We start from the raw sequence: 25,587 nt of genomic DNA on the forward strand, positions 1-25,587 counted from the left end.
CCCGGCCCACCCCCCACGACCGGCAAGGATGTGCTTCCCGACATGCAGCCACCACCCACCCGTCGGCTCCGCAGCAGCGTCGCCGCGCTGACCGCGGTCGCGCTCGGCACCGCCGGCCTGTTCACGGCCGTCGCGGTCTCGAACGCGACCTCGGCCGCGGCCGCCGGCGTCCCCACGCTCTCCCCGCTCAACGTGTCAGGGCGCGGCGCCACCGTGCCGTTCCTCGAGCAGGAGGCCGAGTACGCGGCCACCAACGGCACCGTGATCGGCCCCGACCGGCTCTACGGGCACCTGCCCTCGGAGGCCTCCGGCCGCCAGGCCGTCACCCTCGGCGCGACCGGCCAGTACGTGGAGTTCACCCTCACCGCGCCGGCCAACTCGATGGACTTCCGCTACAGCCTGCCGGACACCGCGGACGGCAAGGGCCGCGACGCCTCGATGGACCTGCTGGTCAACGGCAGCAAGCTGAAGAGCGTCGACGTCACCTCCAAGTACAGCTGGTACTACGGTGGTTACCCGTTCAACAACAACCCGGGCGACACCAACCCGCACCACTTCTACGACGAGACCCGCACCATGTTCGGGTCCGTCCTGCCGGCCGGCACGAAGATCCGGCTGCAGGTCAGCTCGACCGCGCAGTCGCCGAGCTTCACCATCGACCTCGCCGACTTCGAGAACGTCGCCGCGCCGAAGGCCAAGCCCGCCGGCGCCCTCGACGTGGTCGCCGACTTCGGCGCCGACCCCACCGGGGCCACCGACTCGACGGCGAAGTTCCAGGCCGCCGTCAACGCCGGTCAGGCGCAGGGCAAGACGGTCTTCATCCCGCAGGGCAACTTCACGCTGTACAGCCACGTCGTGGTCGACGGCGTCACCCTGGCCGGGGCGGGCCCCTGGTACAGCGTGCTCGGCGGGCGCGACCCGAACAACCGCGCCGCCGCCGTCGGCATCTACGGCAAGTCGGCGAGCGCCGGCGGCAGCAACAACGTCAACCTCAAGGACTTCGCCGTCATCGGCGACATCCGCGAGCGGGTCGACGAGGACCAGGTCAACGCCATCGGCGGCGCCATGTCCAACTCGACGCTGGACAACCTGTGGCTGCAGCACACCAAGGTCGGCGCCTGGATGGACGGTCCGATGGACCGCTTCACCGTCAAGAACACCCGCATCCTGGACCAGACGGCCGACGGCGTGAACTTCCACACCGGCGTGACCAACTCGACCGTCACCAACACCTTCGTGCGCAACACCGGTGACGACGGCCTGGCCTCCTGGCCGGAGAACAAGCCGAACGTCAACGACAGCTTCACCCACAACACCGTGGTCCTGCCGATCCTGGCGAACAACATCGTCACGTACGGCGGCAAAGACTTCACCATCTCGGACAACGTGATGGCGGACACCATCAGCAACGGTGGCGGCCTGCACATCGCCAACCGCTACCCCGGCGTCAACTCCGGCAGCGGCACCGCCGTCGCGGGCACCATCACGGCCGCCCGCAACACCCTGATCCGCACCGGCAACAGTGACTTCAACTGGCAGTTCGGCGTCGGCGCGATCTGGTTCGACGGCCTCAACGAGCCGATCGCCGGCGCGACCATCAACGTCACCGACACCGACATCCTGGACAGCTCCTACGAGGCCGTCCAGACCATCGACGGGTCGTCCAGCGGCATCAACTTCACCAACGTGAACATCGACGGCGCCGGCACCTACGCCATCCAGGCGCAGGCCAACGCCAACATGAAGTTCACGAACGTCAAGGCGAAGAACATCGCCCAGGCCGCCACGCCGATCCACAACTGCGTCGGCACCGGCTTCGTGATCGTCGACGGCGGCGGCAACTCCGGCTGGAACACCGGCACCACCTGCACCGGCAACTGGCCGGCCCCGCAGTGGACCTACGGCGGCCAGCCGTCGACCGGTGGCGGCACCTCCTCGCCGAGCCCGAGCCCCTCCGGCTCGCCCTCCTCGTCGCCGTCGCCGAGCAGCAGCCCCTCCTCGTCGCCGACCACCCCGACCACGCCGCCGGTGTGCAACCCGGGCACCGGCAACCTGGCCCAGGGCAAGACGGCCACCGCCACCAGCGTCAACCAGACCTACACCGCCGCGAACGCCGTGGACGGCAACGCGGACAGCTACTGGGAGAGCGCCAACAACGCCTTCCCGCAGTCGCTGACCGTCGACCTGTGCGCCGTGACCGGTGTCGGCAGCGTCACCGGCAAGCTCCCGAGCAGCTGGGGCTCGCGCACCGAGAACCTGACCGTCCAGGGCTCCACGGACGGCGTGACCTTCACCAACCTGGCGGCGAACGCGGCCTACGCCTTCGACCAGGCCGCCGGTAACACGGTGACCATCGGGTTCCCGCAGACCGGCGTCCGCTACGTCCGGTTGACCGTCACCGGCAACAGCGGCTGGCCGGCCGCCCAGCTCTCCGAGCTGGAGGTCCGCTCCACCGGATCCACCTCCACCCCCACCGGCACGCCCACCACCACCCCGCCGACCACGCCGCCGGCCAACACCAACCTGGTGGCGGGCAAGACCCTGACCGCCACCAGCACGGTGGACGTCTACAGCGCCAACAAGGCCAACGACGGTGACGCGAACAGCTACTGGGAGAGCGCCGCGAACGCCTTCCCGCAGTCGCTGACCGCCGACCTGGGTGCCTCGACCGCCGTCGGCCGCCTCGTCCTGAAGCTGCCGCCGGCCACCGCCTGGGCCAGCCGGACCGAGACCCTCTCGGTGCTCGCCAGCAGCGACGGCGCCAACTGGACGACGGTCAAGGCCGCGGCCGGCTACACCTTCGACCCGGCGACCGGCAACACCGTCACCATCAGCGTGCCGGGCACCACCGCCCGCTACCTGAAGCTGTCGTTCACCGGCAACACCGGGTGGGCCGCAGCCCAGCTCTCGGAGTTCCAGGCCTACACCTCCTGATCCCCCGCCGATCGGCCCCGCCCTACCGCAGCCAGCGGTACGGCGGGGCCTTCGCGCGTTCCCCCCTCGCCCGGGGTCAGTCCCGCGGGCGCACCGGGCCGGTGGAGCCGCGCACCACCAGCTCCGGCTCGAAGAGCAACTCGCCGTGGGTGACCCGGTTGCCCGCGATCTCGCCCGCGAGGAGCTCGACGGCGGCTCGGCCCATCGCCTCGATGGGCTGGCGCACGGTGGTCAGCGGCGGGTCGGTGCAGGTCATGAACGCCGAGTCGTCGTAGCCGATCACCGAGACGTCCGCGGGCACCGAGAGCCCGGCCCGGCGCACGGCGCGCACCGCGCCCAGGGCCAGCGGGTCGCTCGCGCAGATGATCCCGGTGACGCCCTGGCGCAGCAGTCGGGTGGTGGCGGCCTGGCCGCCCTCGAGGCTGAACAGGGCGCGTTCGACGCAGGTGTCGGGCAGGTCGAGGCCGGCCTTGGCGGCGGCGGTGCGGGCGGCGTCGAGCTTGCGGCGCGAGGGCATGTGGTCGGCGGGGCCGAGCACCATGCCGATGCGGCGGTGGCCGAGCTGGTGGAGGTGGCCGACGGCCTGTTCGACCGCCACCGCGTCGTCGCAGGACACCCGGGCGAAGTCCAGCTCGTCGATGGCCGCGTTGAGCAGGACGGTGGGCAGACCGCGTTCGGCGAGGCGGTCGTAGTGCTCGTGCGGGGCGTCCTGCTGGGCGTAGAGGCCGCCGAAGAAGACCACGCCGGCGACGTGCTGCTCCAGCAGCAGACCGACGTAGTCGGCCTCGGAGACGCCGCCGGCGGTCTGGGTGCAGAGCACCGGGGTGAAGCCCTGCCCGGCCAGCGCGCCGCCGACCACCTCGGCGAAGGCCGGGAAGATCGGGTTCTGCAGCTCGGGCAGCACCAGGCCGACCAGTCGCGCCCGCTCCCCGCGCAGCTGGGTGGGGCGCTCGTAGCCGAGTACGTCCAGTGCCGTCAGCACCGCGGCCCGGGTCGCCTCGGAGACGCCGGGCTTCTCGTTCAGCACCCGGCTCACCGTGGCCTCGCTCACCCCGACCTTCTGGGCCACCTGAGCAAGTCGTCGTGTCATGGTCGAAAGTGTACGTCGGATGACGCAAGATCCTTGCGCTGGCTTGCGCTCTGCCGCAAACGCGGTGGCCCCAGGGGCCCGCGCCGCCGCGGCGGCGGCCGGAACGCACGAGTGCCGCCGGGAGGTGTGGACCTCCCGGCGGCACCGGACCGTGCTACTGCTCCACGGGCACTACGGGTTGACGTTGATGGTGAACGTCGACGTGGTGTTGCGGATGTTCTGGTAGTTGTTGCTGAACTTCAGGTTGTTGAAGGTCACCGAGCCGACCGCCGGGCCCTGGCCCGACTCCGGCATCTCGTTGGCCCAGAGGCCGATGCCGGACTTGGCGTCGAACGCGTCGCCGCTCTTCTGCGCCCCGGAGATCGTGACGTTGGTGAAGACGGTGTCGGTGATCGGGTTCTGCGGCTGACCAGCCGAGTAGTTGGTCTGGAACATGATGCCGTTGTACGTCGGGTCGACGATGTCCACGTCGCTCACCCGGATGCCCTGGAACACCTTCGAGGCCGAGAAGACCCAGATGCCACCGAAGACCTGGGAGCCCCAGAAGTGGCCGCCGGCCCGCACGATGGAGATGTTCTGCAGGTTGGTCGGGACGGTGCCGAACCCGTTCATCGCGTAGCCGAAGTCCAGCGAGCTGATGGTGACGCCCGAGTAGACCAGGGTGTCCGCGATGTAGATGTTGCGGAAGGTGTTGCCGTAGCCGCCGTAGACGGCGACGCCGGCCGCACGCCAGGTCAGGATGGTGCTCAGGTTCTCGAAGACGTTGTTCTTCTCGTCCGCGCCGCCGGCGTCGATGGCGGAGAAGAGCGCGAAGCTGTCGTCGCCGGTCGCCCGGGCCTCGTTGTTGCTGACCAGGTTGTCCGTGCTGCCGTTGGTCATGTTGATGCCGTCGGCGAAGGTGTCACGGATCCGCGAGTTCTTGATCACCATGGAGTCCGTGTTGGCGCCCCAGTACATGCAGATCATGTGCTCGGTCCAGATGTTGTCGATCGTGATGCCGGAGACATTCGCGAAGTCGAACACCTTGCCGGGGCCGTCGATCCGGGAGGTGTAGTTCCCGAAGTAGGCGAAGCCGGAGAACGTGGAGCCGTTGGCGTCGGCCTGGGCGCGCCAGCCGACGTCCGTGTTGGACTGGTCGGTCGGGGCGAAGAACCGGGTGAACCAGGGCCCGGCACCGATCACCTTGACGGCCTTGCCGTAGACCTGGAACTTGTTCGCGGTCTGGTAGTCACCGGCCGGCAGGTAGACACCCACCAGGGTGCCGGTGGTGTCCATCCGGACCTTGTCCAGCGCGGCCTGCACGTCGCCCTGGGCGAAGCCGGTCGGCACCACGTACTTGGCCGGGTCCGGGTTGGCGATCTGGGTGGCCTGCTCCAGGCTCACGAAGTCGATCGCGTAGTTGGTGCCGTTGGTGGCGTCCTTCTGCAGCTTGATCTTGCTGCCGGCCGGGACGGTCGTCCCGAGCAGGACGTTCGCCTCGTCGTAGATGTGCCGGGGACCGCCCGCGCTGGGCGCGTTGCCGGGGCCGGTCTCGCTCCCGTAGAGCCAGGAGTACTTGGAGGTGAGGTTGATCGCCTTGAGGAAGGTGCCGTTGACGTAGACGTCCAGCGTCGAGTTGATGCCGTCGCCGCCCGCCGCGTCCGGGATGGAGAAGCGGGTGACCAGCGTGTTGGTGCTGGCCTTGGTGGTGAACTCGACCGAGCTGCCGGTGGAGTTCAGGGTGACGGCCTTGCGGCCGGAGGCCTCGCCCGCCAGGTCGCCGACGGTGCGGTTCGGGCCGACCACGGCCGCGCCGCCGCCGAGGACGCCGTCCTCGGCCTCGTACGTGTCGTACGGCATGTTGGCGCCGCGTCCGACGTACAGGGCCTGGCTGCTGGTGTTGTTCGCCTGCTTGACCGGGAGCTCGTTGGTGTCGTTGGCGATCACCGTCTTCACGGTGTACTTGCCGTCCACCGCGGTCCAGCTGCCCAGGGTGACCGGGGAGGCGGTCGCGCCGGGCGCGATGGCGCCGGTGTAGGAGCCGGTCAGCGTCTTGACGACGGCGCCGGTGGTGGCGTCCGAGACGGTCAGGGTGACGCTGTGCGCGCCGCCCGCCGACGCGACGGTGCCCTGGTTCTTGATCGCCGCCGAGAAGGTGACGTTGTTGCCGGCCGCCGGGTTGCCCGGGGTCCAGCTGACCGGCGCCGCGATCAGGTCCGAGCTGGCGACCTGGGCGACCACCAGCGCGGTCGGGTTGGTGTAGGTGTTGTTGGTCTCGTCCTGCTCGATGACGGCGTTGGCCTCGTCGACCTTCGCGATCACCTGGTAGCTGCCCGCGTTCTGCAGGCCGGCCGGGACCGTGACGGTGGTGGAGGCACCCGCGGCCAGCGCGCCGACCGTGGCGGTGCCGACCTTGGTGCCGCCGAGGTACAGGTTGACGCTGGTCGCGCCCGAGGCCGCGGTGCCCGCGTTCTTCACCGTGGCGGAGAGCGTCACCGGGTCGGTCTCCACCGGGGAGGCCGGCGAGGCCGAGGTGGCGGTGACCGTGAGATCCGGGTTCGGCGCCGGGGTGCCGATCACCTGGAACTCGGCGATCTGGCCCGCGCCCGAGCCGGTGTTGGTGGTGATCTTCAGCTGGACGTCGGCCGCGGTCGCCGTCAGCGGGATGGTCACCGTGTTCCCGGAGGCCGGGTCGAAGGTGTACTGCTTGGCGCCCACCAGGCTGGTGAAGCCGGTCGCGCTCTGCTCGCGGCCCAGCACCTCGATGGTCTGGGTGCGGGTGGACCAGGCCGAGGACGGGTTGAGCTTGAGCACCACCGAGTTGACGTTGGCGTTCGAGCCCAGCTGGGTGGTCAGGGTGTTCGGGTAGCTGCCGCCCGCGCCCTCCCAGTAGGTGGTCGCGTCGTTGTCGTTGGCGTTCGCCGCGACGAAGGTGAAGACGCTGGAGTTGGCCGAGATCGGCTTGCCGCCGGCCAGGTTGGTGCCCGTCCCGGTACCGCCGCCGCCCGTGGTGCCGGTGCGGATCACGGTGTTGCTCGCGTCCGACTGGTTGCCGGCCGCGTCCTTGGCCTTGACGTAGTACGAGACGGTGGCGGTGTCGGCCTGGCTGTCCGTGTAGGTCAGCACGTTGCCGGCCACACTGGCCCGCAGGGCGCCGTTGGCGTACACGTCGTAGCCGCTCACGCCGGTGTTGTCGGCGGAGGCGCCCCAGGTCAGCTTGATCTGCCCGGAGGCCGGCTGGGTGAAGGCCAGGGTCGCGGGCGCGGACGGCGCCTGGGTGTCCCCGGTGGCACCGGTACGGGTGACCGTGTTGCTGGCGCCGGACTGGTTGCCGGCCGCGTCCTTGGCCTTGACGTAGTACGAGACGGTGGCGCTGTCGGCCTGGCTGTCCGTGTAGGTCAGCACGTTGCCGGCGACGGTGCTGACCAGCGAGCCGTTCGCGTAGACGTCGTAGCCGCTCACGCCGGTGTTGTCGGTCGCCGCGTTCCAGGTCAGCTTGATCTGCCCGGCCGACGGATGGGTGTAGGCCAGGTTCGAGGGCGCGGAGGGCGCCTGGGTGTCACCCGTCGCCGGGCCGTACACCTCGAACTCGGAGATCTGGCCGGCCGCCCAGGCGGTGTTCGCGGTGATCTTCAGCCGGACGTACCGGGCGGTGGTGGTGCCGAGGCCCACCGTCACCGTGTTGCCGGCCGCCGGGTCGAAGACGTACCCGGCGGAGGCCACCGAGTCGGCGAAGTTGCTGCCGTCGGTGCTGGTCTGCACCGTCAGGGTCTGGGTGCGCTTCTCCCAGCCGGTCGGCAGCTTCAGGACCACCTTGTTGACCGGTACGGCGGAGCCGAGGTCGGCCTGGATCCACTGCGGGAGCGCGTTGTTGGCGCTCTCCCAGTAGCTGGCCTGGTTGCCGTCGTTGGCGTTGCCCGCGGCGTAGACGTCCGAGGTGCTGCTCGCCGTGAGGGTGCGGCCGAGCGCCAGGTTGGCGCTGGTGTTGGTGGTGCCGTGCACCTCCAGCTCGGCGATCTGCGCGGCGGGCCAGCCGGTGTTCGCCGAGATGGCGAGGCGGACGAACCGGGCGCTGGTCGCCGGGAAGCCGATCTTCACGGTGTTGCTCGACCCGGGGTCGAACGAGTAGGTCGCCGAGCTGGTGATGGTGGCGAAGCTGGTGCCGTCGGCGCTGCCCTGGACGGCGAGCGTCTCGGTGCGGGCGCCCCAGCCGACCGGGAGCTTGAGCACGAGCTCGTCGATGCTGGTGCTGCTGCCCAGGTCCACCTGGACCCACTGCGGGAGGGCGTTGTTGGTGCTCTCCCAGTAGGTGCTCTGGTCGCCGTCGTTGACGAAGCCGGAGGCCCGGCCGTCGGTGGCGCTGCTGGCGCTGGACGCCTTGCCGGCCGCGAGGTTGGGACCACCCGCGGCGTGCGCGGGAATGAGCGGGCCGGCCACGATCAGCAGGCTGGCCGAGGCCAGCGCGGCCATCAGCCGGGGGATTGGAGCTGTCGATCTCACTGGAGTCCTCTGGATCTCGTCAGGATGACAGGGTGGGGGCGGGCGGACCGTGGGAAGCGGCCTGCCCGGGTGCCGATCCGTGAGTGCCGCGGGGTGCTCCGGGCACGGGGATGCCCGGGTGTCCGGCGGCGAGGGAAGTGCTCGGGGGCGGTGAACGAGCTGACATCATCTGGAGCCTCCTGGGGAGGGGCCGACGAGCTCAGGGGAAGGTGCGGTGGCGCGGCGGTGCGGTGGCGCGGCAGTGCGGGGACGGCAGCAGTGCGGCGGTGCGGTGGCGCGGCGGTGCGGACGGGCAGTGGCGCGGCAGTGCGGGGACGGCAGCAGTGCGGCGGTGCGGTGGCGCGGCGGTGCGGACGGGCGGTGGCGCGGCGGGCGGTGCGGGGAGGCATCGGTGCGGCGGTGCGCTCGGTACGGCGGCTCTCGGGTCGAGGGGGTGCGCTCTGGCGGCCGCGCCGTCCCCCCTCAAGGACGGCGCGGCCCACGGTGGGCGGCGGGGCTGTCAGGCGGGCCGGCGCCCACCGTGCCTGGGGTGGCGGACCATCAGTTCAGCTGGAGCCAGACGGCGGTGTCGGAGGGCAGCATGCCGTCCTCGACCGGGCCGCTGGCGAGCAGGACGGCGGTGTGCGCGGGCAGCGCGACCGGCTCCGGGGCGAGGTTGACCACGCAGCTGAGGTCGGCGCCCCGGCGGAAGGCCAGCACGTCGGCGTCGCCGGCCAGCCACTCGAACTTGTCGCCGCGAAGGCCGGGGGCCTCCCGGCGGATCCGCAGGGCGGTGCGGTACAGGGAGAGCATCGAGGCCGGGTCGGCGACCTGCGCCTCGACCGTCAGCGGCGCCCAGTCGGCGGGCTGCGGGAGCCACGGCTGGACACCCTCGGGCGAGAAGCCGTACGGCGGCAGGGCGCCCGACCACGGCAGCGGGACGCGGCAGCCGTCCCGCCCCGGGTCGGTGCCGCCGGAGCGCAGGTGCATCGGGTCCTGGAGCCGCTCGACCGGCAGGTCCTCCACCTCGGGCAGGCCCAGCTCCTCGCCCTGGTAGAGGTAGACCGCGCCGGGCAGTGCCAGCGAGAGCAGCGCGGCGGCGCGGGCCCGGCGCAGGCCGAGGGCCGGATCGGTCGGGATGCCGAAGGCCTTGGTGGCGAAGTCGAACCGGGTGTCGCGGCGGCCGTAGCGGGTGACGGTCCTGGTGACGTCGTGGTTGCAGAGCACCCAGGTGGCCGGCGCGCCGACGGGGGCGTGCAGGGAGAGCGTGGAGTCGATCGACTCGCGCAGCCCGTTCGCGTCCCAGGGGCGCGCCAGGAAGTCGAAGTTGAAGGCGGTGTGCAGTTCGTCCGGGCGCAGGTAGCGGGCGAACCGCTCGGCGTCCGGCAGCCAGACCTCGCCGATCAGGATCCGGGTGCCGGCGTAGGAGTCGGCGATCGCCCGCCAGGAGCGGTAGATGTCGTGCAGTTCCTCGAGGTCGGCGTACGGGTGCGGGTCGACGTCCTTGGTGAAGTCCGGCAGCGCGGGGTCCTTGGCGAGCAGCGCCGCGGAGTCGATGCGTACGCCGGCCGCGCCGCGGTCGAACCAGAACCGCAGGATCGACTCGTGCTCGTACCGAACCTGCGGGTGCGCCCAGTTGAGGTCCGGCTGCTGGACGGCGAACAGGTGCAGGTACCAGTCGCCCGGGGTACCGTCCGGGTTGGTGGTGCGGGTCCACGGGCAGCCGCCGAACTCGGACACCCAGTCGTTGGGGGGCAGTTCGCCGGACGGCCCGCGGCCGGGACGGAAGTGGAACAGCTCCCGCTCCGGGCTGCCGGGAGCGGCCGCCATCGCCTCCTTGAACCACGGGTGCTCGGAGGAGACGTGATTGGGGACGATGTCGACGACGGTCCGGATGCCGAGGGCCAGGGCCTCGCCGATCAGCTTCTCGGCCTCGTCCAGGGTGCCGAACAGCGGGTCCACGTTCCGGTAGTCGGCGACGTCGTACCCGCCGTCGGCCATCGGGGACGGGTACCAGGGGTTGAACCAGATGGCGTCGACACCGAGCTCGGCGAGGTAAGGGAGGCGGGCGCGGACCCCGGCCAGATCCCCCGTGCCGTCGCCGTTGCCGTCGGCGAAGCTGCGCGGATAGACCTGGTAGATCGCCGCGTCGCGCCACCAGTCCGACTGCTCGGGCTGGAGCCTGGAGTTCTGTCCCACGGTGGGGGGTCCTTTCGACCGGAAGCGGAGAAGGGCGTGGTGCGGTGGACCCGTCGGCCGCGGTGCCCGGCGGAGGCCGGCCGGTGGCGGGTCCTGGAGCCGGTCAGCCCTTGAGGCCGCCGGAGGTCAAGCCGGACATGATGCTGCGCTGGAAGAACAGGAAGACCAGGATCGTGGGCGCCGAGGCGATGGCCAGCGCCGCGATGATCACGTTCTGCGGCAGGCCGGTGGCCAGCGACCTGATGCCGATGTTGAGCGTCTGGTCGGCCGGGTTCGGCTCGACCAGCATCGGCCAGAGGAAGTCCTTCCAGACGTTGACCACCGCGAAGATCGACACGACGCCGAGGATCGGCTTCGACATCGGCAGCACGATCGAGCGCAGCGTCCGCAGCGGGGAGGCGCCGTCGATGGCGGCGGCGGCCAGCAGATCCTGCGGAATGGAGTCGAAGAACCGCTTCAGCAGGAAGATGTTGAAGGCGTTGGCCACGGTGGGCAGCCAGATCGCCCAGGGGGTGCCGATCAGGTTCACGTGAACCAGCGGCAGGTCGAGCACGGTCAGGTACTGCGGCACGATCAGGACGGCCGAGGGGATCATCAGCGTCGCCAGCATCATGCCGAGGATGACGTTGCCGAGCACCGGCCGCAGCTTGGACAGCGAGTAGGCCGCGGCCACGTCGAAGACCAGCTGGAAGGCGAGCGCGCCGAGCGCGTAGTAGACGGTGTTGAAGAGCAGGCGGCCCATCTTGAGCTGGTGCCAGGCGGTGCTGTAGGTGTCCCAGTGGATCTTCGACGGGAAGAGCGTCGGCGGGCTCTGGATCACTTCCTGGGTGGACTTCAGACCACCGGTGAACAGCCAGTACAGCGGGCCGATGAAGACCAGGGTGAAGACGACCACCACGACGGTCAGGACCGTCCAGTAGACGGCCTTCCCGAGCGGCCGGTTGAGTTGGGTCTGCGGGACGATCGTCCGCATCTGGGTTTCCTTCGCTGCCACGGTCGACTCCCTTCCTAGTCGTTGGTGCGGCTCAGCCGCGCGTACAGGGCGGAGAATCCGGAGAGCACCACGAGCATGACCAGGCCGAGGGCCGAGGCGACGCCGTAGTTGTTGCCGCCCAGGTCGAACGCGTACTCGTAGACCAGGTACACGACGGACATGGTCGAGTTCTGCGGGCCGTTGCCACCGGTCAGCAGGAACGGCTCGACGAAGACCTGCATGGTCGCGACGATCTGGAGCAGCAGCAGCAGCGAGAGGATCAGCCTGGTCTGCGGGATGGTGACGTGCCAGATCTTGCGGAACAGGCCGGCGCCGTCCAGGTCGGCCGCCTCGTACAGCTCTCCGGGAATGCCCTGCAGGGCCGCGAGGTAGATCAGGGTGGCGCCGCCCATGTTCATCCAGGTCGCCGCGATCACCACCGAGATCATCGCGGTGCTGGGCGAGTTGAGCCAGGCCGAGGTGGGCAGGTGCAGGGTCTCCAGGATGCGGTTGAAGAGCCCGTAGTCCGGGTTGTAGAAGTACTTGAACAGCAGCACCGCCGCGACCGGCGGCATCATCACCGGGATGTACACCAGGATCCGCAGGTACGCCTTGGCGTGCCGCAGCTCGTTCAGCAGCACCGCCACGAAGAACGGCACCGCGAAGCCGAGCACCAGGGCGAGCGCGGTGAACAGGAAGGTGTTGCGCCAGGCGTGCCAGAAGTCCGGATCGTGGAAGATCCGGTCCAGGTTGTCGAAACCGACCCAGGTGGTCTTGCCCCGCTTGGTCTTCTGGAAGCTCATGATGACTTCGCGGACCATCGGGTACCAGGTGAAGAAGCCGAAGCACAGCAGCGCGCCGAAGAGGAAGCCGTGGGCCGAGATGTTCCGGCGGAGCTTGAGGCCGAACCCCGAACGCTCCCGGCCCTCGGAGCCGCCCCGGCTCCCGGCGGGGCCGCGGCCCGCTTGCGCGGACCGGCGGTTGGTCTTGTAGGGGGAGATGGTCCCGGCCATCGGTTCTCCTGGTGTGCTGGCTGAGCTGGCTGGTCGGTGGACGGTTGCCAGGGGTACGGGGGCCGGCCGGTGGGCCGGCCCCCGTCCGCTGCTACTGGAGGCTCGACAGGACCTGGTTGGCCTGGCTCTCGGCGTCGTTGAGCAGCTTGGTGATGTCCGCGTTCTTGTCCGTCAGCACGGCGGAGACCGCGGCGTCCAGCACCTTGTAGAGCTGCTGGGCGTTGGCCGGCTCGGTCTTGCCGGGCACCTGGGTCGCGACGTACGGCGCGTAGTTCTTCACCGGGACGGTCGCGCTGGCGGCCTTCGCGGTGTTGTCGGCCTCCAGGGAGGCGCCGCCGAAGAAGCTCGGCTGCGGGATGCCGACCGGCAGGCCGTCCGTCTTGTTGCGGGCGTAGTCGAACTGGCCCTTGCCCATGGTGAGGTACTTGAAGTTGACCCAGGCGATGCCCGCCTTGATCTGGTCCGGGGTGGAGCCCTTCTTGAAGTAGCGGCCGTCACCGCCGAGCAGGGCGGACTTGCCACCGGGCATCGGGCCCATGCCGTAGTCCTCGTAGTTGCCCTTGAGGGTCTGCACCATGTAGGTGATGTCGTCCGGCGCGCCGACGTACATGCCGAGCTTGTCGGTCGAGGTCTGCGTCATGAGGTCCGGCCACTTCAGGCCCTGGGTGGCGCCCATGGTGTTGTCGGTCCAGCGCATGTCGTACAGGTTCTGCAGGACCTGCTTGCCCTCGGGGCTGTTGAACGCGACCTTCTTGCCGTCGTCGGAGAGCATCTTCCCGCCGAGCCCGTACAGCTCGGAGGTGAAGTGCCAGCCGCCCTGGTTGGTGGCGCTGTAGTCGCCGTAGCCGTTGACGCCGTTGCCGAGCGCGGCGATCTTCTTCGCGTCCTCGCGGATCTCGGCCCAGGTCGTCGGGGGCTTCTCCGGGTCCAGGCCGGCCTGGGTGAAGAGCTTGCGGTTGTAGATCAGACCCATCTTGTAGTTGGTGACCGGCAGGCCGTAGAGCTTGCCGTCACTGTCCTTGAGGGTGCCGAGCACCGACGGGTCGATGTCCTTGAGCGCCGGGACGGTCTTGTCGTTGACGTAGGCCGAGATGTCCTCGGCCGCACCGGCGTCGAGGATCTGGCTGGTGTCGGTGAAGTACGCGTAGAAGAGGTCGGGCTGGGTCTTGCCCGCGAGCTGCGCGGTGAACTTCGCGGGCTCCTCGCACGGCTGGCCGTCGGTGGCCTTGATCGTGACGTTCGGGTAGATCTTGTTGAACGCCGCGATGTCGTCGGCCCACTGCTTGCGCTCGGCCGGCTTGGTGGTCGGCGGCTGGCAGTCGGCGGTGATGGTGACCTTGGTGGCCGGGTCCAGCGGCGCGGCGGCGTCGCTCGCCTTGCCGCCGGAGTCGCCGGACGACTTGCCGTCGCCGGAGCTGCCGCACGCGGCGGCCGAGAGGGCCAGACCGGCGACGACGACCGCGACGGCGGATCTGTGGAGAAGCCCGTTTGTCTTCATGTGCGGGTGGACCCTTCTACAAGCACGGTGGGCACGGTTGGCGCTCGGGGCGCAGGAGAGCCCATGTGTTCCGGTGGGGGCCGCCCCGTCGGGGGGACGGGGCGGGGAGGTGCGGTTGAGGAGGTGCACTCTTCGGTTGCGGCTCTGGTGCCCGGCGGCGTCCGTCGTGGGCCCTCGGAGGGCCTCCGGCGGGGTACCCCCTGGCGGCGCCGCTCACTTAACCACTCCCCGACAGATGACCACAAGATGTCTACAGGATTTCGCAAAAACACGATACTTAGTCGTGACTTTGCGAACCGTCCGACCGCAACGGCCGGGCCCGGGACATGACAGGAGGGTGCGGGCCGAAGCCCGCACCCTCCTCGGAACCCTCCCGGCCGCCCCCGGCGCGCCCTCACCCCCGGGGCGTCACCCGTGCCGGGCCGCTGGAGGCACGCACCACGAGATCCGGCTCGAAGGACACCTCGTCGTGGTCGACCCGGGCCCCCGCGATCTCGCTGACCAGCAGGTCCACGGCGGCCTTGGCCATCGCCTCGATCGGCTGGCGGATCGTGGTCAGCGGCGGATCCGTGCAGGTCATGAACGACGAGTCGTCGTACCCGATCACCGAGAGGTCCTCCGGTACGGACAGCAGGCGCCGGCGGGCCGCCCGGATCGCACCGAGCGCCAGGGGGTCACTGGCGCAGACGATCCCGGTCACGCCGTGCCGCAGCAGGCGTCCGGCGGCCGCCTGGCCGCCCTCCAGCGAGAACAGCGCCCGCTCGACGAACACCTGGACCGGCGCCAGGCCGGCGCGCGCCGCGTGCGCGCGGGCGGCGGCCAGCTTCCGGTTGGACGGGACGTGGTCCTGCGGCCCCAGGATCAGACCGATCCGCTCGTGACCGAGCTGGCGCAGGTGCCCGAAGGCCTGCTCCACGGCCACCGCGTCGTCGCAGGAGACCCGGGGGAAGTCGAGGGCGCCGGTGCCCGCGTTCAGCAGCACGGTCGGTACTCCGCGCTCGAACAACCGGGCGTAGTGCCCGTGCGGGGCGTCGTCCTGGGCGTAGAGGCCGCCGAAGAAGACGACCCCCGAGACCTGCTGCTGCAGCAGCAGGCCGACGTACTCCGGTTCGGAGACCCCGCCGGCGGTCTGCGTGCAGAGCACCGGCGTGAACCCGTTCTGGGCGAGCGCCGCCCCGACGCTCTCGGCGAAGGCCGGGAAGATCGGGTTCTGCAGCTCCGGCAGTACCAGGCCGACCAGGCGCGAGCGCTGCCCGCGCAGCTGCGTCGGCCGTTCGTAGCCGAGGACGTCCAGGGCGGTCAGCACCGCCACCCGGGTGCTCTCCGAGACGCCGGGCCGGTCGTTGAGCACCCGGCTGACCGTTGCCTCGCTCATACCGACCTTCTTAGCCACCGCCGCAAGTCGTCGCGTCATGGACGCGATCCTAGGGCAGAAAGATCGGCAGTATTTTCGTCACTCTGCTTGTTTTTTCCAGACACGTGTCATGAAGTGTCATCACGACGCCGCGAGCGGGCGCCGTCACACCCGGCGCGGGCGCGGGAGGGGGCGCCGGCGCGACAGCGGCGGGTGGCGGCCGGGCAGGGGCGAGCGGGTGGCGCCCGAGCAGGGGCGAGCGGGTGGCGGCCGAGCAGGGACGGCCGGGTCGCGAAAGGGGGCCGGGCCCACTCGCGAGAAGATGAGGGCATGAACAACGAGCAGACCCCACCCGGCTCCGCGACCGAGCGCAGGCAGCGACTCCTGGCGACGATGCGGCGCGACGGCGGCTCCTGGGACTGGCGGCGCGCCCGCGAGACCTACCAGCCGCGCCCCGACCCGCGTACCGTGCGCCGCGACCTCCAGCTGCTCTGCCGTGAGAAGCAGCTCGTCCGCGTCGAGGGCGGCGAGTACCAGGCCGTCGAATAGTGACCAGACGCACAGGTGCGGGGCGGCCCACCGGTCCGCCCCGCACCGCCCGGCGACCCGATCCGGCCCGGTCCGCCGACCCCGCGAACGGGCCCCGGCCCGGCGGCGCGTGGACATCGTCCCGGGTCGCGGGCCTGTCATCGCCCCTGGTGACGGCCCGTCACCTCGGCCGGGGCGCCGCCCGGCACGCCGGTTCGTGCACGAGCGAAATCGCCCCGCCGAGTGCCCGCGAGCACCGCCCGGGGAGCAGTTTCGGCCAAATCCCCTGACCCGATCAGGGGGTGGTGCCGGTTCAAGGTCATCTGACTGCGCAGGTTTATCCCGAAGGAGTAGCCTGCCCATCAGATCTCCCATCCCTTAAGGAAGCGGAAGAGGGCGGTTACCGCCGTGTCGTCAGAGTCCCCTTATGCACCCGACAGCTCCCCCGGCCCCGCCGGCGAGCGGCCCCGGTCCGAGGGCGCACCGGCATCCCGCTTCGGCCCCCATGAGTGGCTGGTCAACGAGATCCACCAGCAGTACCTTCACAATCCGGACTCTGTCGACAGAGTCTGGCGAGGCTTTTTCGCCACCTACCAGCCCGCTCCTGAGGTGACCTCCAGCATGTCCAGCAACACGGTAGAAGCAGCTCCCGGGGCCACGGCCGCCCTGTCGGCCCCCACGTCGGCCGTCGCCGCCGCGCCCGCCGCCGTCCCGGCCGTCGCGACAGTGCCTGCTCCTGCCACTGCTCCAGTCGCCCAGGGCCCCGAGTTCGTGCCGCTGCGCGGCGCGGCGAAGGCCGTGGCGACGAACATGGACGCCTCGCTGGAGGTGCCGACGGCGACGTCGGTGCGGGCGGTGCCCGCGAAGCTGTTGATCGACAACCGCATCGTCATCAACAACCACCTGCAGCGCGCCCGCGGCGGCAAGGTCTCCTTCACGCACCTGATCGGCTACGCGCTGGTGCAGGCCGTCAAGGCCAGCCCGGGGATGAACCACAGCTACCAGATCAAGGACGGCAAGCCGTTCCTGGTCAAGCCCGAGCACGTCAACCTGGGCCTGGCCATCGACCTGGTCAAGCCCAACGGTGACCGCCAGCTCGTCGTCGCCGCCATCAAGAAGGCCGACACCCTCGACTTCTTCGGCTTCTGGCAGGCCTACGAGGACATCGTGCGCCGGGCCCGCGCCAACAAGCTGACCATGGACGACTTCACCGGCGTCACGGTCTCCCTCACCAACCCCGGCGGCATCGGCACCGTCCACTCCGTGCCCCGCCTGATGCAGAACCAGGGCACCATCGTCGGCGTCGGCGCCATGGAGTACCCCGCCGAGTTCCAGGGCTCCTCCCCGGACACCCTGGCCAAGCTGGGCATCTCCAAGATCATGACGCTCACCTCGACCTACGACCACCGCGTCATCCAGGGCGCCGCCTCCGGCGAGTTCCTGCGCACCATCCACCAGCTCCTGCTGGGCGAGCACGGCTTCTACGACGAGATCTTCGAGTCGCTGCGCATCCCCTACGAGCCGGTCCGCTGGGCCACCGACGTCGCCGCCACCCACGACGACGAGGTCAACAAGACCGCCCGCGTCATCGAGCTCATCCACTCCTACCGGGTCCGCGGCCACCTCATGGCCGACACCGACCCGCTGGAGTACAAGCAGCGCAAGCACCCCGACCTCGACGTCGTCGAGCACGGCCTCACCCTGTGGGACCTGGAGCGCGAGTTCGCCGTCGGCGGCTTCGGCGGCCAGAAGATGATGAAGCTCCGCGACATCCTCGGCCTGCTGCGCAACACCTACTGCCGCACGGTCGGCATCGAGTACATGCACATCCAGGACCCGAAGCAGCGCAAGTGGCTGCAGGAGCGTCTGGAGAAGCCGTACACCAAGCCCGAGCGCGAGGAGCAGCTGCGGATCCTGCGCCGGCTGAACTCCGCCGAGGCGTTCGAGACCTTCCTGCAGACCAAGTACGTCGGCCAGCGCCGGTTCTCGCTGGAGGGCGGCGAGTCCCTGATCCCGCTGCTCGACACCGTCATCAACTCGGCCGCCGAGGACCGTCTCGACGAGACGGTCATCGGCATGGCCCACCGCGGCCGGCTCAACGTGCTGGCGAACATCGTCGGCAAGCCGTACGGCAAGATCTTCGGTGAGTTCGAGGGCAACCTCGACCCGAAGTCGATGCACGGCTCCGGCGACGTCAAGTACCACCTCGGTTCGGACGGCACCTTCACCGCCCAGGGCGGCGGGACCATCAAGGTGTCGCTCGCCGCGAACCCCTCGCACCTGGAGACGGTCGACCCGGTCGTCGAGGGCATGGCCCGGGCCAAGCAGGACGTCATGGACCAGGGCGGCACGACCTTCCCGGTGCTGGCCGTGCAGGTCCACGGTGACGCGGCGTTCGCGGGCCAGGGCGTGGTCGCGGAGACGCTGAACATGTCGCAGCTGCGCGGCTACCGCACCGGCGGCACCGTGCACGTCGTGGTCAACAACCAGGTCGGCTTCACCGCCGCCCCGGCCGCCTCCCGCTCCTCGATGTACTGCACCGACGTGGCCCGGATGATCGAGGCGCCGATCTTCCACGTCAACGGCGACGACCCGGAGGCCGTGGTCCGCGTCGCGCGCCTGGCCTTCGAGTTCCGCCAGGAGTTCCACAAGGACGTCGTGATCGACCTCATCTGCTACCGCCGCCGCGGTCACAACGAGGCCGACAACCCCTCCTTCACCCAGCCCCTGATGTACGACCTGATCGACGCCAAGCGCTCGGTGCGCAAGCTCTACACCGAGGGCCTGATCGGCCGCGGCGACATCACCATGGAAGAGGCCGAACAGGCCCTGCAGGACTTCCAGGGCCAGCTGGAGAAGGTCTTCTCCGAGGTCCGCGACGCCTCCCAGGCACCCGCGGCGACGACCGGCGACAAGCCGGAGGCCGACTTCCCGGTCTCCGTGCGGACCGGGATCTCCCAGGAGACCGTCAAGCGGATCGCCGCCTCCCAGGTCAACTTCCCCGAGTGGCTGACCGTCCACCCGCGCCTGCTGCCGCAGCTGCAGCGCCGCGCCACCTCGGTCGAGGACAACACCATCGACTGGGCGATGGGCGAGACCCTCGCCATCGGCTCGCTGCTGATGGAGGGCCACCCCGTCCGCCTCGCCGGACAGGACAGCCGCCGCGGCACCTTCGGCCAGCGCCACGCCGCCCTGATCGACCGGGTCACCGGCGAGGACTACACCCCGCTGCTCTACCTGACCGAGGACCAGGCCCGCTACACCGTCTACGACAGCTTCCTGTCGGAGTACGCGGCGATGGGCTTCGAGTACGGCTACTCGCTGACCCGCCCCAACGCCCTGGTCATGTGGGAGGCGCAGTTCGGCGACTTCGTCAACGGCGCGCAGACCGTCGTCGACGAGTACATCGCCTCCGCCGAGCAGAAGTGGGGCCAGCACTCCGGTGTCACCCTGCTCCTGCCGCACGGCTACGAGGGCCAGGGACCGGACCACTCCTCCGCCCGCCCCGAGCGCTTCCTCCAGCTGTGCGCCCAGAACAACATGACGGTCGCCATGCCGACCCTGCCCTCGAACTACTTCCACCTGCTGCGCTGGCAGGTCCACAACCCGCACCACAAGCCGCTGATCGTCTTCACCCCGAAGTCGATGCTGCGACTGAAGGCCGCCGCCTCGGCGACGTCCGAGTTCACCACCGGCTCGTTCCGCCCGGTCATCGGTGACACCACCGTGGACCCGGCGGCGGTGCGCAAGGTCGTCATCACCGCGGGCAAGTTCTACTACGACGTGGCCGCGGCCCGCACCGAGCGCGGCGTCACCGACACCGCCATCGTCCGCGTCGAGCGCCTCTACCCGCTGCCCGTCGCCGAGCTCCAGGAGGAACTCGCCAGGTACGGCGACGACGTCCAGTTCGTCTGGGCCCAGGAGGAGCCCGCCAACCAGGGCGCCTGGCCGTTCATCGCGATGAACCTGGTCGACCACCTGAAGGTCGTCATCGGCCGTGGCGCCGGTGCGGCCCGCCTGCGCAGCGTCACCCGCCCCGCCTCCTCGGCCCCGGCCGTCGGCTCCGCCAAGCGGCACACCGCCGAGCAGCAGGCCCTGCTGGAGGAGATCTTCACCGCCGAGTAGGGCGGCCCGCTCCGCGGGACTCGGCCCGCCGGGAGGGACTCCCGGCGGGCCGAGCGTGTGACGGCCGATCTGCGCCGGCACGCTTCCGGGACAGGCCCGGTGACAGGAAGGCGGTACCTCCGCTCGGCGCGGAGGTACCGCCTTCCTGCTGTCACCGCCGTCCTGCCGTCCCCCGCCCCGCTCACCGCCGTCCCGCCGTCCCGGCCGTCCCCGACAGCTTCGGGCCGACGCCCGTACGGCGCCGGCGCGCGGCGCGAGCAGCCGGGCCACCGGACCGGGCTCCGCCCGGTGCGATCTGCGCCCGGTCGCAGCGGAGCCCACCGCACCGCACCGGCGTGCTCCATGCCCCGGCGAGCCGGCGCCCGTGCCCGAGGCCCCCGGACCGCGTGCTCGACTCCCGGCCCCCGACGGCCCCCGACGGCCCCCGACGGCCCCCGGGGCCGCCCACGACGCCGGGAGGCAGCGCGAACACCCCCGGCGGTCCGTCGGGGGTGCGGTGGCCGGCCGGTGCCGGGGCAGGCCCGGGGACGCGCTCCCGAGGCGGCGCGACCGGCGGTGGAAAACCGCAGTTCACGCCCGGGAAACACACGCGACGAGCTGATTTTGGACATCCGGGCGGCAATATTCTCCGGCTCCGTCCGCGCTTTTGATCGTGCGTCGCCGCTCGGCGGAGGATGGCCGGTCCGGCCGCCCCGGCAGAGGATCATTGCACAGGGATCAAGGCATCGCATCGCTGCAGAGCCCTAATTTTTTGTCAATGGCAACCTCATCCACATGGTAAAAGTTTTGACATATATTGGCGCTGCGACAATGGCTGAAATTAGCGCCCTGCAGGGCCGCTCCCACTGCGCCGACATGGGAGGACTCGCTCCCTCCGCTTCACGTACCGCCGGGCCACAGGGCTGACGCGGACCATTTCGGCCACCATCGGCGGCGCCGGCCCGGCCCCCCGTGGCAAATACCGGACAAGCCGACCCCGATCCGGATATCCATTTCGGCGACAGGGCGACAAACGGGACATTGCGGGATGCAAGTATTTCATTGACATCCAGGTCCGAGCGATGAAGTATCTTCATGAGATCAAGTCGTTAGCTGACCCGCCTCGTTTAATTTTCGTCGATATTTGCGATCACGCCTTGGAGGTTCAGTGATAGCCCGTCTTCTGGGACCGCTCGACGTGCGGGTGAACGGGTTCTCGATCGTGCCGACCGCGCCGAAGCCGCGAAAGGTACTGGCGCTCCTGGTGGTGCACGCCAACCGTGTGGTGGGCACCTCGACCCTGATGCGGGAGTTGTGGCGCGAGGAGCCGCCGCACAGCTCGGCCACCACGCTCCAGACGTACATCCTGCTGCTCCGCAAGCTCCTGGCCGAGGCCCACGGCGGCGACATGCACGCGGCCAAGCAGCAGCTCGCGACGTACCCCGGCGGCTACATGCTGCGGATGTCCGGCGACGCGGTGGACCTGTACGAGTTCGACCGGCTCTGCGTCCTCGGCCGCCAGCAACTGGGCCGGCGCGAGAACGAGGCCGCGTCCAGGACACTGCGCCGGGCCCTGGACATGTGGCAGGGCAACGCCCTGGTCGACGTCCGGCTGGGGCCGATCCTCGACGTGGAGGTCTCCCGGCTGGAGGAGAGCTGCCTGGGCGCGCTGGAGCAGCGCATCGAGGCCGACCTGCGACTCGGCCGCCATCACGAGCTGGTCAGCGAGCTGACCGCGCTCACCCGCAAGTTCCCGCTGTACGAGAACCTGCACGCCCAGCTGATGCTCGCGCTCTACCGCTCGGGCCGCAAGGCCAGCGCCCTGGAGGCCTACCACCAACTGCGGGCGAACTTCGTCGACGAGCTCGGTCTGGAGCCCTCCGCCCGGATGAGCGAGCTGCACAGTGCCATCCTCGCCTCACGCTCCACGCTGGACGTCAGCAGCTATCCGCGTCCGCTGCTGCTGGACAACTTCGAGGTGGAGCGCAGCGCCGTCTCGTAGGCGCGTGCTGCCCTGGGTGCGGCCAGGTCAGTCGGTGTCCCAGCGCTCGCCGGACACCAGCCAGTCGGGCAGGTGCAGGATCTCCACCACGGCGCAGGTCCAGGTGAAGCCGGCGCCCACGCCCATCAGCAGGCAGTGGTCGCCCGGAGCGACCTCCTTGTTCTCCACGAGGTACGTCAGCCCGGCGAACTGGTCACCGCCACCCAGGTGACCGACCCCCCTGCTCCACGGCCAGGTGGACTGCTCGGGCAAGATGCCCAACGGCCCGAAGTACGAGGCCTCCAGCCGCCGTCGGCCCATGTGCGGCAGTACGAAGCGGGCGATGTCGCCGAGCTCCAGACCGGCCTGCGCCAGCGCCCCGGCCGCGGCCCGGCCCGCACCGCCGGACACCAGACCCACCACCGTGCCCCGGCCCGTGTCACGCATGAACCCGTCCTGGCAGGCCTTCAGATCCACCCGTCGGCGCAGGCCCGACGGATCCGGGGCGAACGACTGCCGGCCCCGGTGCATCCCCTCCAACCTCGGCTCGGAGAAGGTGGCCAGGCCCCGCAGCCGGGCGAACCCGGCCTCCCGGGACAGCACCAGCGCGGCGCCGCCGTCCGCGTACACCGTGCCCGGGTCACTGCGCCAGCGGTCGAATCCCGGCAGGCAGAACACGTCCCCCGCGGTGAGCAGGGCGGCGGGCCGGTCGGTACCGGCCCGCAGGTAGGCGGCGGCCAGCTGCAGGGAGGCCATGCCGCCGTTGGAGACCTGCCGCACCTCGATCGCCGGGCAGTCGGCGAAGTCCGACCCGAGGGCCTCCCGTTGGATGTACGAGGCCGGAGACCACAGGTCGTGGCCCTGCTCGTACAGGGTGGCGTGCAGCAGCAGGCCGACGTCCGCGGGGGCGCAGCCGGCCCGGTCCAGCGCGGTGCGGGCGGCGCGGGCCGCCATCTCCGGCGCGGAGGTGTCCGTGGCCACGGTCACCGACTCCATGCCGGCCCGGCCGGCCTCGGCGCGCGTGCAGAGCCCGGCGGCCACCGCCTGCTCGGTTCCCAGTGCCGGCGGCAGCCATGTGGCACAGGCCGAGATGTACAGATCGTCGGGATCCACGCCCCACCTCCTCAGTAGCCGGGCCGTGCGGCCCGTCCGGTTTCCTGTCCCGCCCACTGTCTTCAGCGGGCCTTGAGCCGTGGTTGACGCGGGCTCGAAGGGCTGCGCCGGGCGGGCCGTGCCCGACGGTTCCGAGGAAGCTTCGAGCCGGTCTCGAGGACCCCTCATGACGATGGGGCGTGCCGAGCGCACCGAGGGCGTGAGCAGCGCCCGGAGCCGACCGCATCGTCGACGGAGGGGAAGGCGCAGTGCCGCAGGCCGAGAAGGATTCACCCACACGACAGGTGGCCCTGCTGCTTCCGGGCCAGGGGTCCCAGCACGCCGGCATGGCCGCCGGCCTGTACGACTGGGAGCCGGTGTTCACCGAGTCCATGGACGAGGTGTTCACCGCGCTCGGGGCCGACGGCGGCCGGCTGCGGGCCGACTGGCTCGCGACCGAGCCGGGCACTCCGGTCGACCACGTGACCAGGGCGCAGCCCCTGCTCTTCGCGGTCGACCTGGCCCTGGCCAGGATGGTCGCCGGCTGGGGCGTGTCCCCGGCCGCGCTGCTCGGTCACAGCGCCGGCGAGCTGGCGGCCGGAGCGTTCGCCGGGGTGTTCGAGCCGGCCGACGCGGCCCGGGTGATGTGGGACCGGGCCGGCCGGCTGGCCGCGATGCCGCCCGGCGGCATGCTCGTGGTGGCGGCCGCGGCCGAGGAGTTGACGCCCTACCTGCGCGGGGACGTCGTGGTCGGCGCGGTCAACGCGCCCCGCCAGACCATGCTGGCCGGCCCCGCCGCTGCGCTGGCCGAGGCCGCCGCCGAGATCAGGGCGGCCGGGCACACCTGCCGGGAGGTGCCGGCGAGCACGGCGTTCCACAGTCCGGTGGTCGCCGCCGCGGTCAGCACCGAGGCGTACGCGCAGCTGCGGCTCGGCGTGCCCCGGGTGCCGCTGTGGTCCGGGTACACCGCCGCCCGGCTGACCCCGGAGCAGGCCGTGTCCGCCTCCTTCTGGGCCCGGCACCCGGTCGACCCGGTGCTCTTCGGGCCGGCCCTGGACGCGCTGCTGGCCGATGGCGACCTGCTCCTGCTGGAGAGCGGCCCCGGCCAGGGCCTCTCCGGCCTGGCCCGGCGCCACCCCCGGGTGCGCCAGGGCCACAGCGCGGTCCTCCCCCTGCTGCCGGCCCGGCCGCGCGGCGCCGAGGAGGACCGCCGCTCCGTGCTGCGAGCCGCAGAACAGCTGACGCGAGAGGGGTACGGCCCGGTGCGACTGCCCGCAGCCGTGTCCTGATCCCGTCGGCCGACCGACCACACTTCGAAAGGAACCGGCATGGAGCCGAGTCAGCGGATGATGGAACTGATCGTGGGATCGTGGGCGGCCCAGGCCGTCTACGCCGCGGTCGCGCTGGGGATACCCGAGCGCCTCGGGCCGGACGGCGCCGGCTCGCAACGGCTGGCCGAGGAGACCGGCTGCGCCGAACCGGCCGTGCGGCGGCTGATGGACTACCTGACCGCGCTGGAGATCTGCTCCGGCGACGCCGCCACCGGCTACCGGCTGACCGCCTTCGGTGAGGTGCTGCGCCCGGAGGTGCCGGGTTCGGTGAGCGCCTACGCGCATCTGGCGGGCGAGGAGTTCCACCCCGTCTGGGGACAGATCCTGCACACCCTGCGGACCGGCGGACCGGCCTTCGCCCAGGTGCACGGCCAGGACCTGTACGCCTACCTGGGGAGCAACCCGCAGGCCGGGCAGCGCTTCGACGCCGCCATGAACGTGGGGCACGTGCTCTTCGAGCACATCCCGCAGGTCTACGACTTCTCGGCGGCGGCCGAGGTGGTCGACATCGGCGGCGGCAACGGCGAGTTGCTCACCGCCGTCCTGACCCGGCACCCGGCCGTACGGGGTGTGCTGTACGAGGACCCGTCGACCGTCGAGAACGCCCGTCGCTACCTCGACGAGCACCAGGTGGGCGAGCGGTGCGAGACCGTCGGCGGGAACATGTTCGACTCGGTGCCGGCCGGCGCGGACGTCTACCTGCTGTCCCGGGTGCTGGTCAACTGGAACGACGCCGAGTCCGCGCGGATCCTGGCCGGCTGCGCCGCCGCGATGAAGGACGACAGCGTGCTGCTGATCGTCGAGCGCCCCCAGCCCGAGGGCGCGCCGAGCCCGATCGCCTCCGCCGTCGACATGCTGATGATGCTGGTCACCTCCGGGGGCCGCAGCCGCCCGCTGCACGGCTTCGAGGCCCTGCTCGGCTCGGCCGGTCTGGCCCTGCGCGATGATCTCGAACTTCCGCGCGGATTCCGACTGTTGGTCGCCGGGCGGGCCTGACCGTCCGCCGCGCTCCACCCATACCCGTGTCACCGA

13 protein-coding genes and 2 pseudogenes are annotated in these 25,587 nt (G+C 70.7%); 7 read left to right on the forward strand and 8 right to left on the reverse strand.

Features of this window, described 5'->3' with window-relative positions; translation table 11 throughout:
- Positions 1-42 precede the first annotated feature (42 nt).
- Positions 43-2,442, forward strand: a pseudogene (locus OG823_RS15675) (discoidin domain-containing protein); the annotation flags it as partial.
- A gap of 111 nt (positions 2,443-2,553) precedes the next feature.
- Positions 2,554-2,934 (forward strand): annotated as a pseudogene (locus OG823_RS15680) (discoidin domain-containing protein); the annotation flags it as partial.
- Positions 2,935-3,010: 76 nt separating this feature from the next.
- On the opposite strand, the gene OG823_RS15685 reads toward OG823_RS15680, so the two are convergent.
- The 7 genes from OG823_RS15685 to OG823_RS15715 all read right to left on the reverse strand — a co-directional run bounded on the left by OG823_RS15685 (position 3,011) and on the right by OG823_RS15715 (position 15,579).
- Positions 3,011-4,024 (reverse strand): LacI family DNA-binding transcriptional regulator, encoded by a 1,014-nt coding sequence (locus tag OG823_RS15685; RefSeq protein WP_371480163.1) that lies wholly within the window; start codon positions 4,022-4,024, stop codon positions 3,011-3,013.
- Positions 4,025-4,195: 171 nt separating this feature from the next.
- Positions 4,196-8,473: a discoidin domain-containing protein gene (locus OG823_RS15690; RefSeq protein ID WP_371480164.1), complete on the reverse strand. Its 4,278-nt coding sequence runs from the start codon at positions 8,471-8,473 to the stop codon at positions 4,196-4,198.
- Positions 8,474-9,043: 570 nt separating this feature from the next.
- On the reverse strand, positions 9,044-10,681 hold the full coding sequence (locus OG823_RS15695; RefSeq protein WP_371480165.1) for a glycoside hydrolase family 13 protein: 1,638 nt from the start codon (positions 10,679-10,681) through the stop codon (positions 9,044-9,046).
- Between the two features lie 103 nt (positions 10,682-10,784).
- Positions 10,785-11,654 (reverse strand): carbohydrate ABC transporter permease, encoded by an 870-nt coding sequence (locus tag OG823_RS15700; protein ID WP_371484503.1) that lies wholly within the window; start codon positions 11,652-11,654, stop codon positions 10,785-10,787.
- 35 nt (positions 11,655-11,689) lie between these two features.
- The gene (locus tag OG823_RS15705) at positions 11,690-12,667 is read right to left on the reverse strand and encodes a carbohydrate ABC transporter permease (RefSeq protein ID WP_371480166.1); all 978 of its coding nucleotides are present in this window, start codon (positions 12,665-12,667) and stop codon (positions 11,690-11,692) included.
- Positions 12,668-12,758: 91 nt separating this feature from the next.
- Positions 12,759-14,165: an extracellular solute-binding protein gene (locus OG823_RS15710; protein WP_371480167.1), complete on the reverse strand. Its 1,407-nt coding sequence runs from the start codon at positions 14,163-14,165 to the stop codon at positions 12,759-12,761.
- Positions 14,166-14,559: 394 nt separating this feature from the next.
- A complete protein-coding gene (locus tag OG823_RS15715) occupies positions 14,560-15,579 on the reverse strand; it encodes a LacI family DNA-binding transcriptional regulator (RefSeq protein WP_371480168.1) in 1,020 nt (339 codons plus the stop codon).
- 270 nt (positions 15,580-15,849) lie between these two features.
- Here OG823_RS15715 and OG823_RS15720 point away from each other — a divergent pair, with 270 nt between their 5' ends.
- From OG823_RS15720 to OG823_RS15730, 3 genes are all read left to right on the forward strand, one after another.
- On the forward strand, positions 15,850-16,068 hold the full coding sequence (locus tag OG823_RS15720; RefSeq protein ID WP_371480169.1) for a hypothetical protein: 219 nt from the start codon (positions 15,850-15,852) through the stop codon (positions 16,066-16,068).
- Between the two features lie 387 nt (positions 16,069-16,455).
- A complete protein-coding gene (locus OG823_RS15725) occupies positions 16,456-20,172 on the forward strand; it encodes a multifunctional oxoglutarate decarboxylase/oxoglutarate dehydrogenase thiamine pyrophosphate-binding subunit/dihydrolipoyllysine-residue succinyltransferase subunit (protein ID WP_371480170.1) in 3,717 nt (1,238 codons plus the stop codon).
- A 1,147-nt stretch (positions 20,173-21,319) separates the two neighbouring features.
- Entirely contained in the window at positions 21,320-22,153 is an 834-nt protein-coding gene (locus OG823_RS15730; RefSeq protein WP_371480171.1) for a BTAD domain-containing putative transcriptional regulator, read from the forward strand.
- Positions 22,154-22,180: 27 nt separating this feature from the next.
- Here OG823_RS15730 and OG823_RS15735 read toward each other — a convergent pair whose 3' ends face one another.
- Positions 22,181-23,245 carry a ketoacyl-ACP synthase III family protein gene (locus tag OG823_RS15735; protein WP_371480172.1) on the reverse strand — a complete coding sequence of 355 codons (1,065 nt, stop codon included), beginning with the start codon at positions 23,243-23,245 and terminating at the stop codon, positions 22,181-22,183.
- Positions 23,246-23,529: 284 nt separating this feature from the next.
- On the opposite strand from OG823_RS15735, the gene OG823_RS15740 reads away from it, so the two are divergent.
- Entirely contained in the window at positions 23,530-24,513 is a 984-nt protein-coding gene (locus tag OG823_RS15740; RefSeq protein WP_371480173.1) for an acyltransferase domain-containing protein, read from the forward strand.
- Positions 24,514-24,552: 39 nt separating this feature from the next.
- The gene (locus OG823_RS15745) at positions 24,553-25,551 is read left to right on the forward strand and encodes a methyltransferase (protein WP_371480174.1); all 999 of its coding nucleotides are present in this window, start codon (positions 24,553-24,555) and stop codon (positions 25,549-25,551) included.
- Positions 25,552-25,587: the final 36 nt, after the last annotated feature.

Source organism: Kitasatospora sp. NBC_00315 (assembly GCF_041435095.1).
Taxonomy (GTDB): domain Bacteria; phylum Actinomycetota; class Actinomycetes; order Streptomycetales; family Streptomycetaceae; genus Kitasatospora.

Coding starts and splice junctions, on each gene's coding strand:
- OG823_RS15685 (WP_371480163.1), bottom strand. CDS start 4,024: ATGACACGACGACTTGCTCAGGTGGCCCAGAAGGTCGGGGTGAGCGAG.
- OG823_RS15690 (WP_371480164.1), bottom strand. CDS start 8,473: ATGGCCGCGCTGGCCTCGGCCAGCCTGCTGATCGTGGCCGGCCCGCTC.
- OG823_RS15700 (WP_371484503.1), bottom strand. CDS start 11,654: ATGCGGACGATCGTCCCGCAGACCCAACTCAACCGGCCGCTCGGGAAG.
- OG823_RS15705 (WP_371480166.1), bottom strand. CDS start 12,667: ATGGCCGGGACCATCTCCCCCTACAAGACCAACCGCCGGTCCGCGCAA.
- OG823_RS15710 (WP_371480167.1), bottom strand. CDS start 14,165: ATGAAGACAAACGGGCTTCTCCACAGATCCGCCGTCGCGGTCGTCGTC.
- OG823_RS15715 (WP_371480168.1), bottom strand. CDS start 15,579: ATGACGCGACGACTTGCGGCGGTGGCTAAGAAGGTCGGTATGAGCGAG.
- OG823_RS15720 (WP_371480169.1), top strand. CDS start 15,850: ATGAACAACGAGCAGACCCCACCCGGCTCCGCGACCGAGCGCAGGCAG.
- OG823_RS15745 (WP_371480174.1), top strand. CDS start 24,553: ATGGAGCCGAGTCAGCGGATGATGGAACTGATCGTGGGATCGTGGGCG.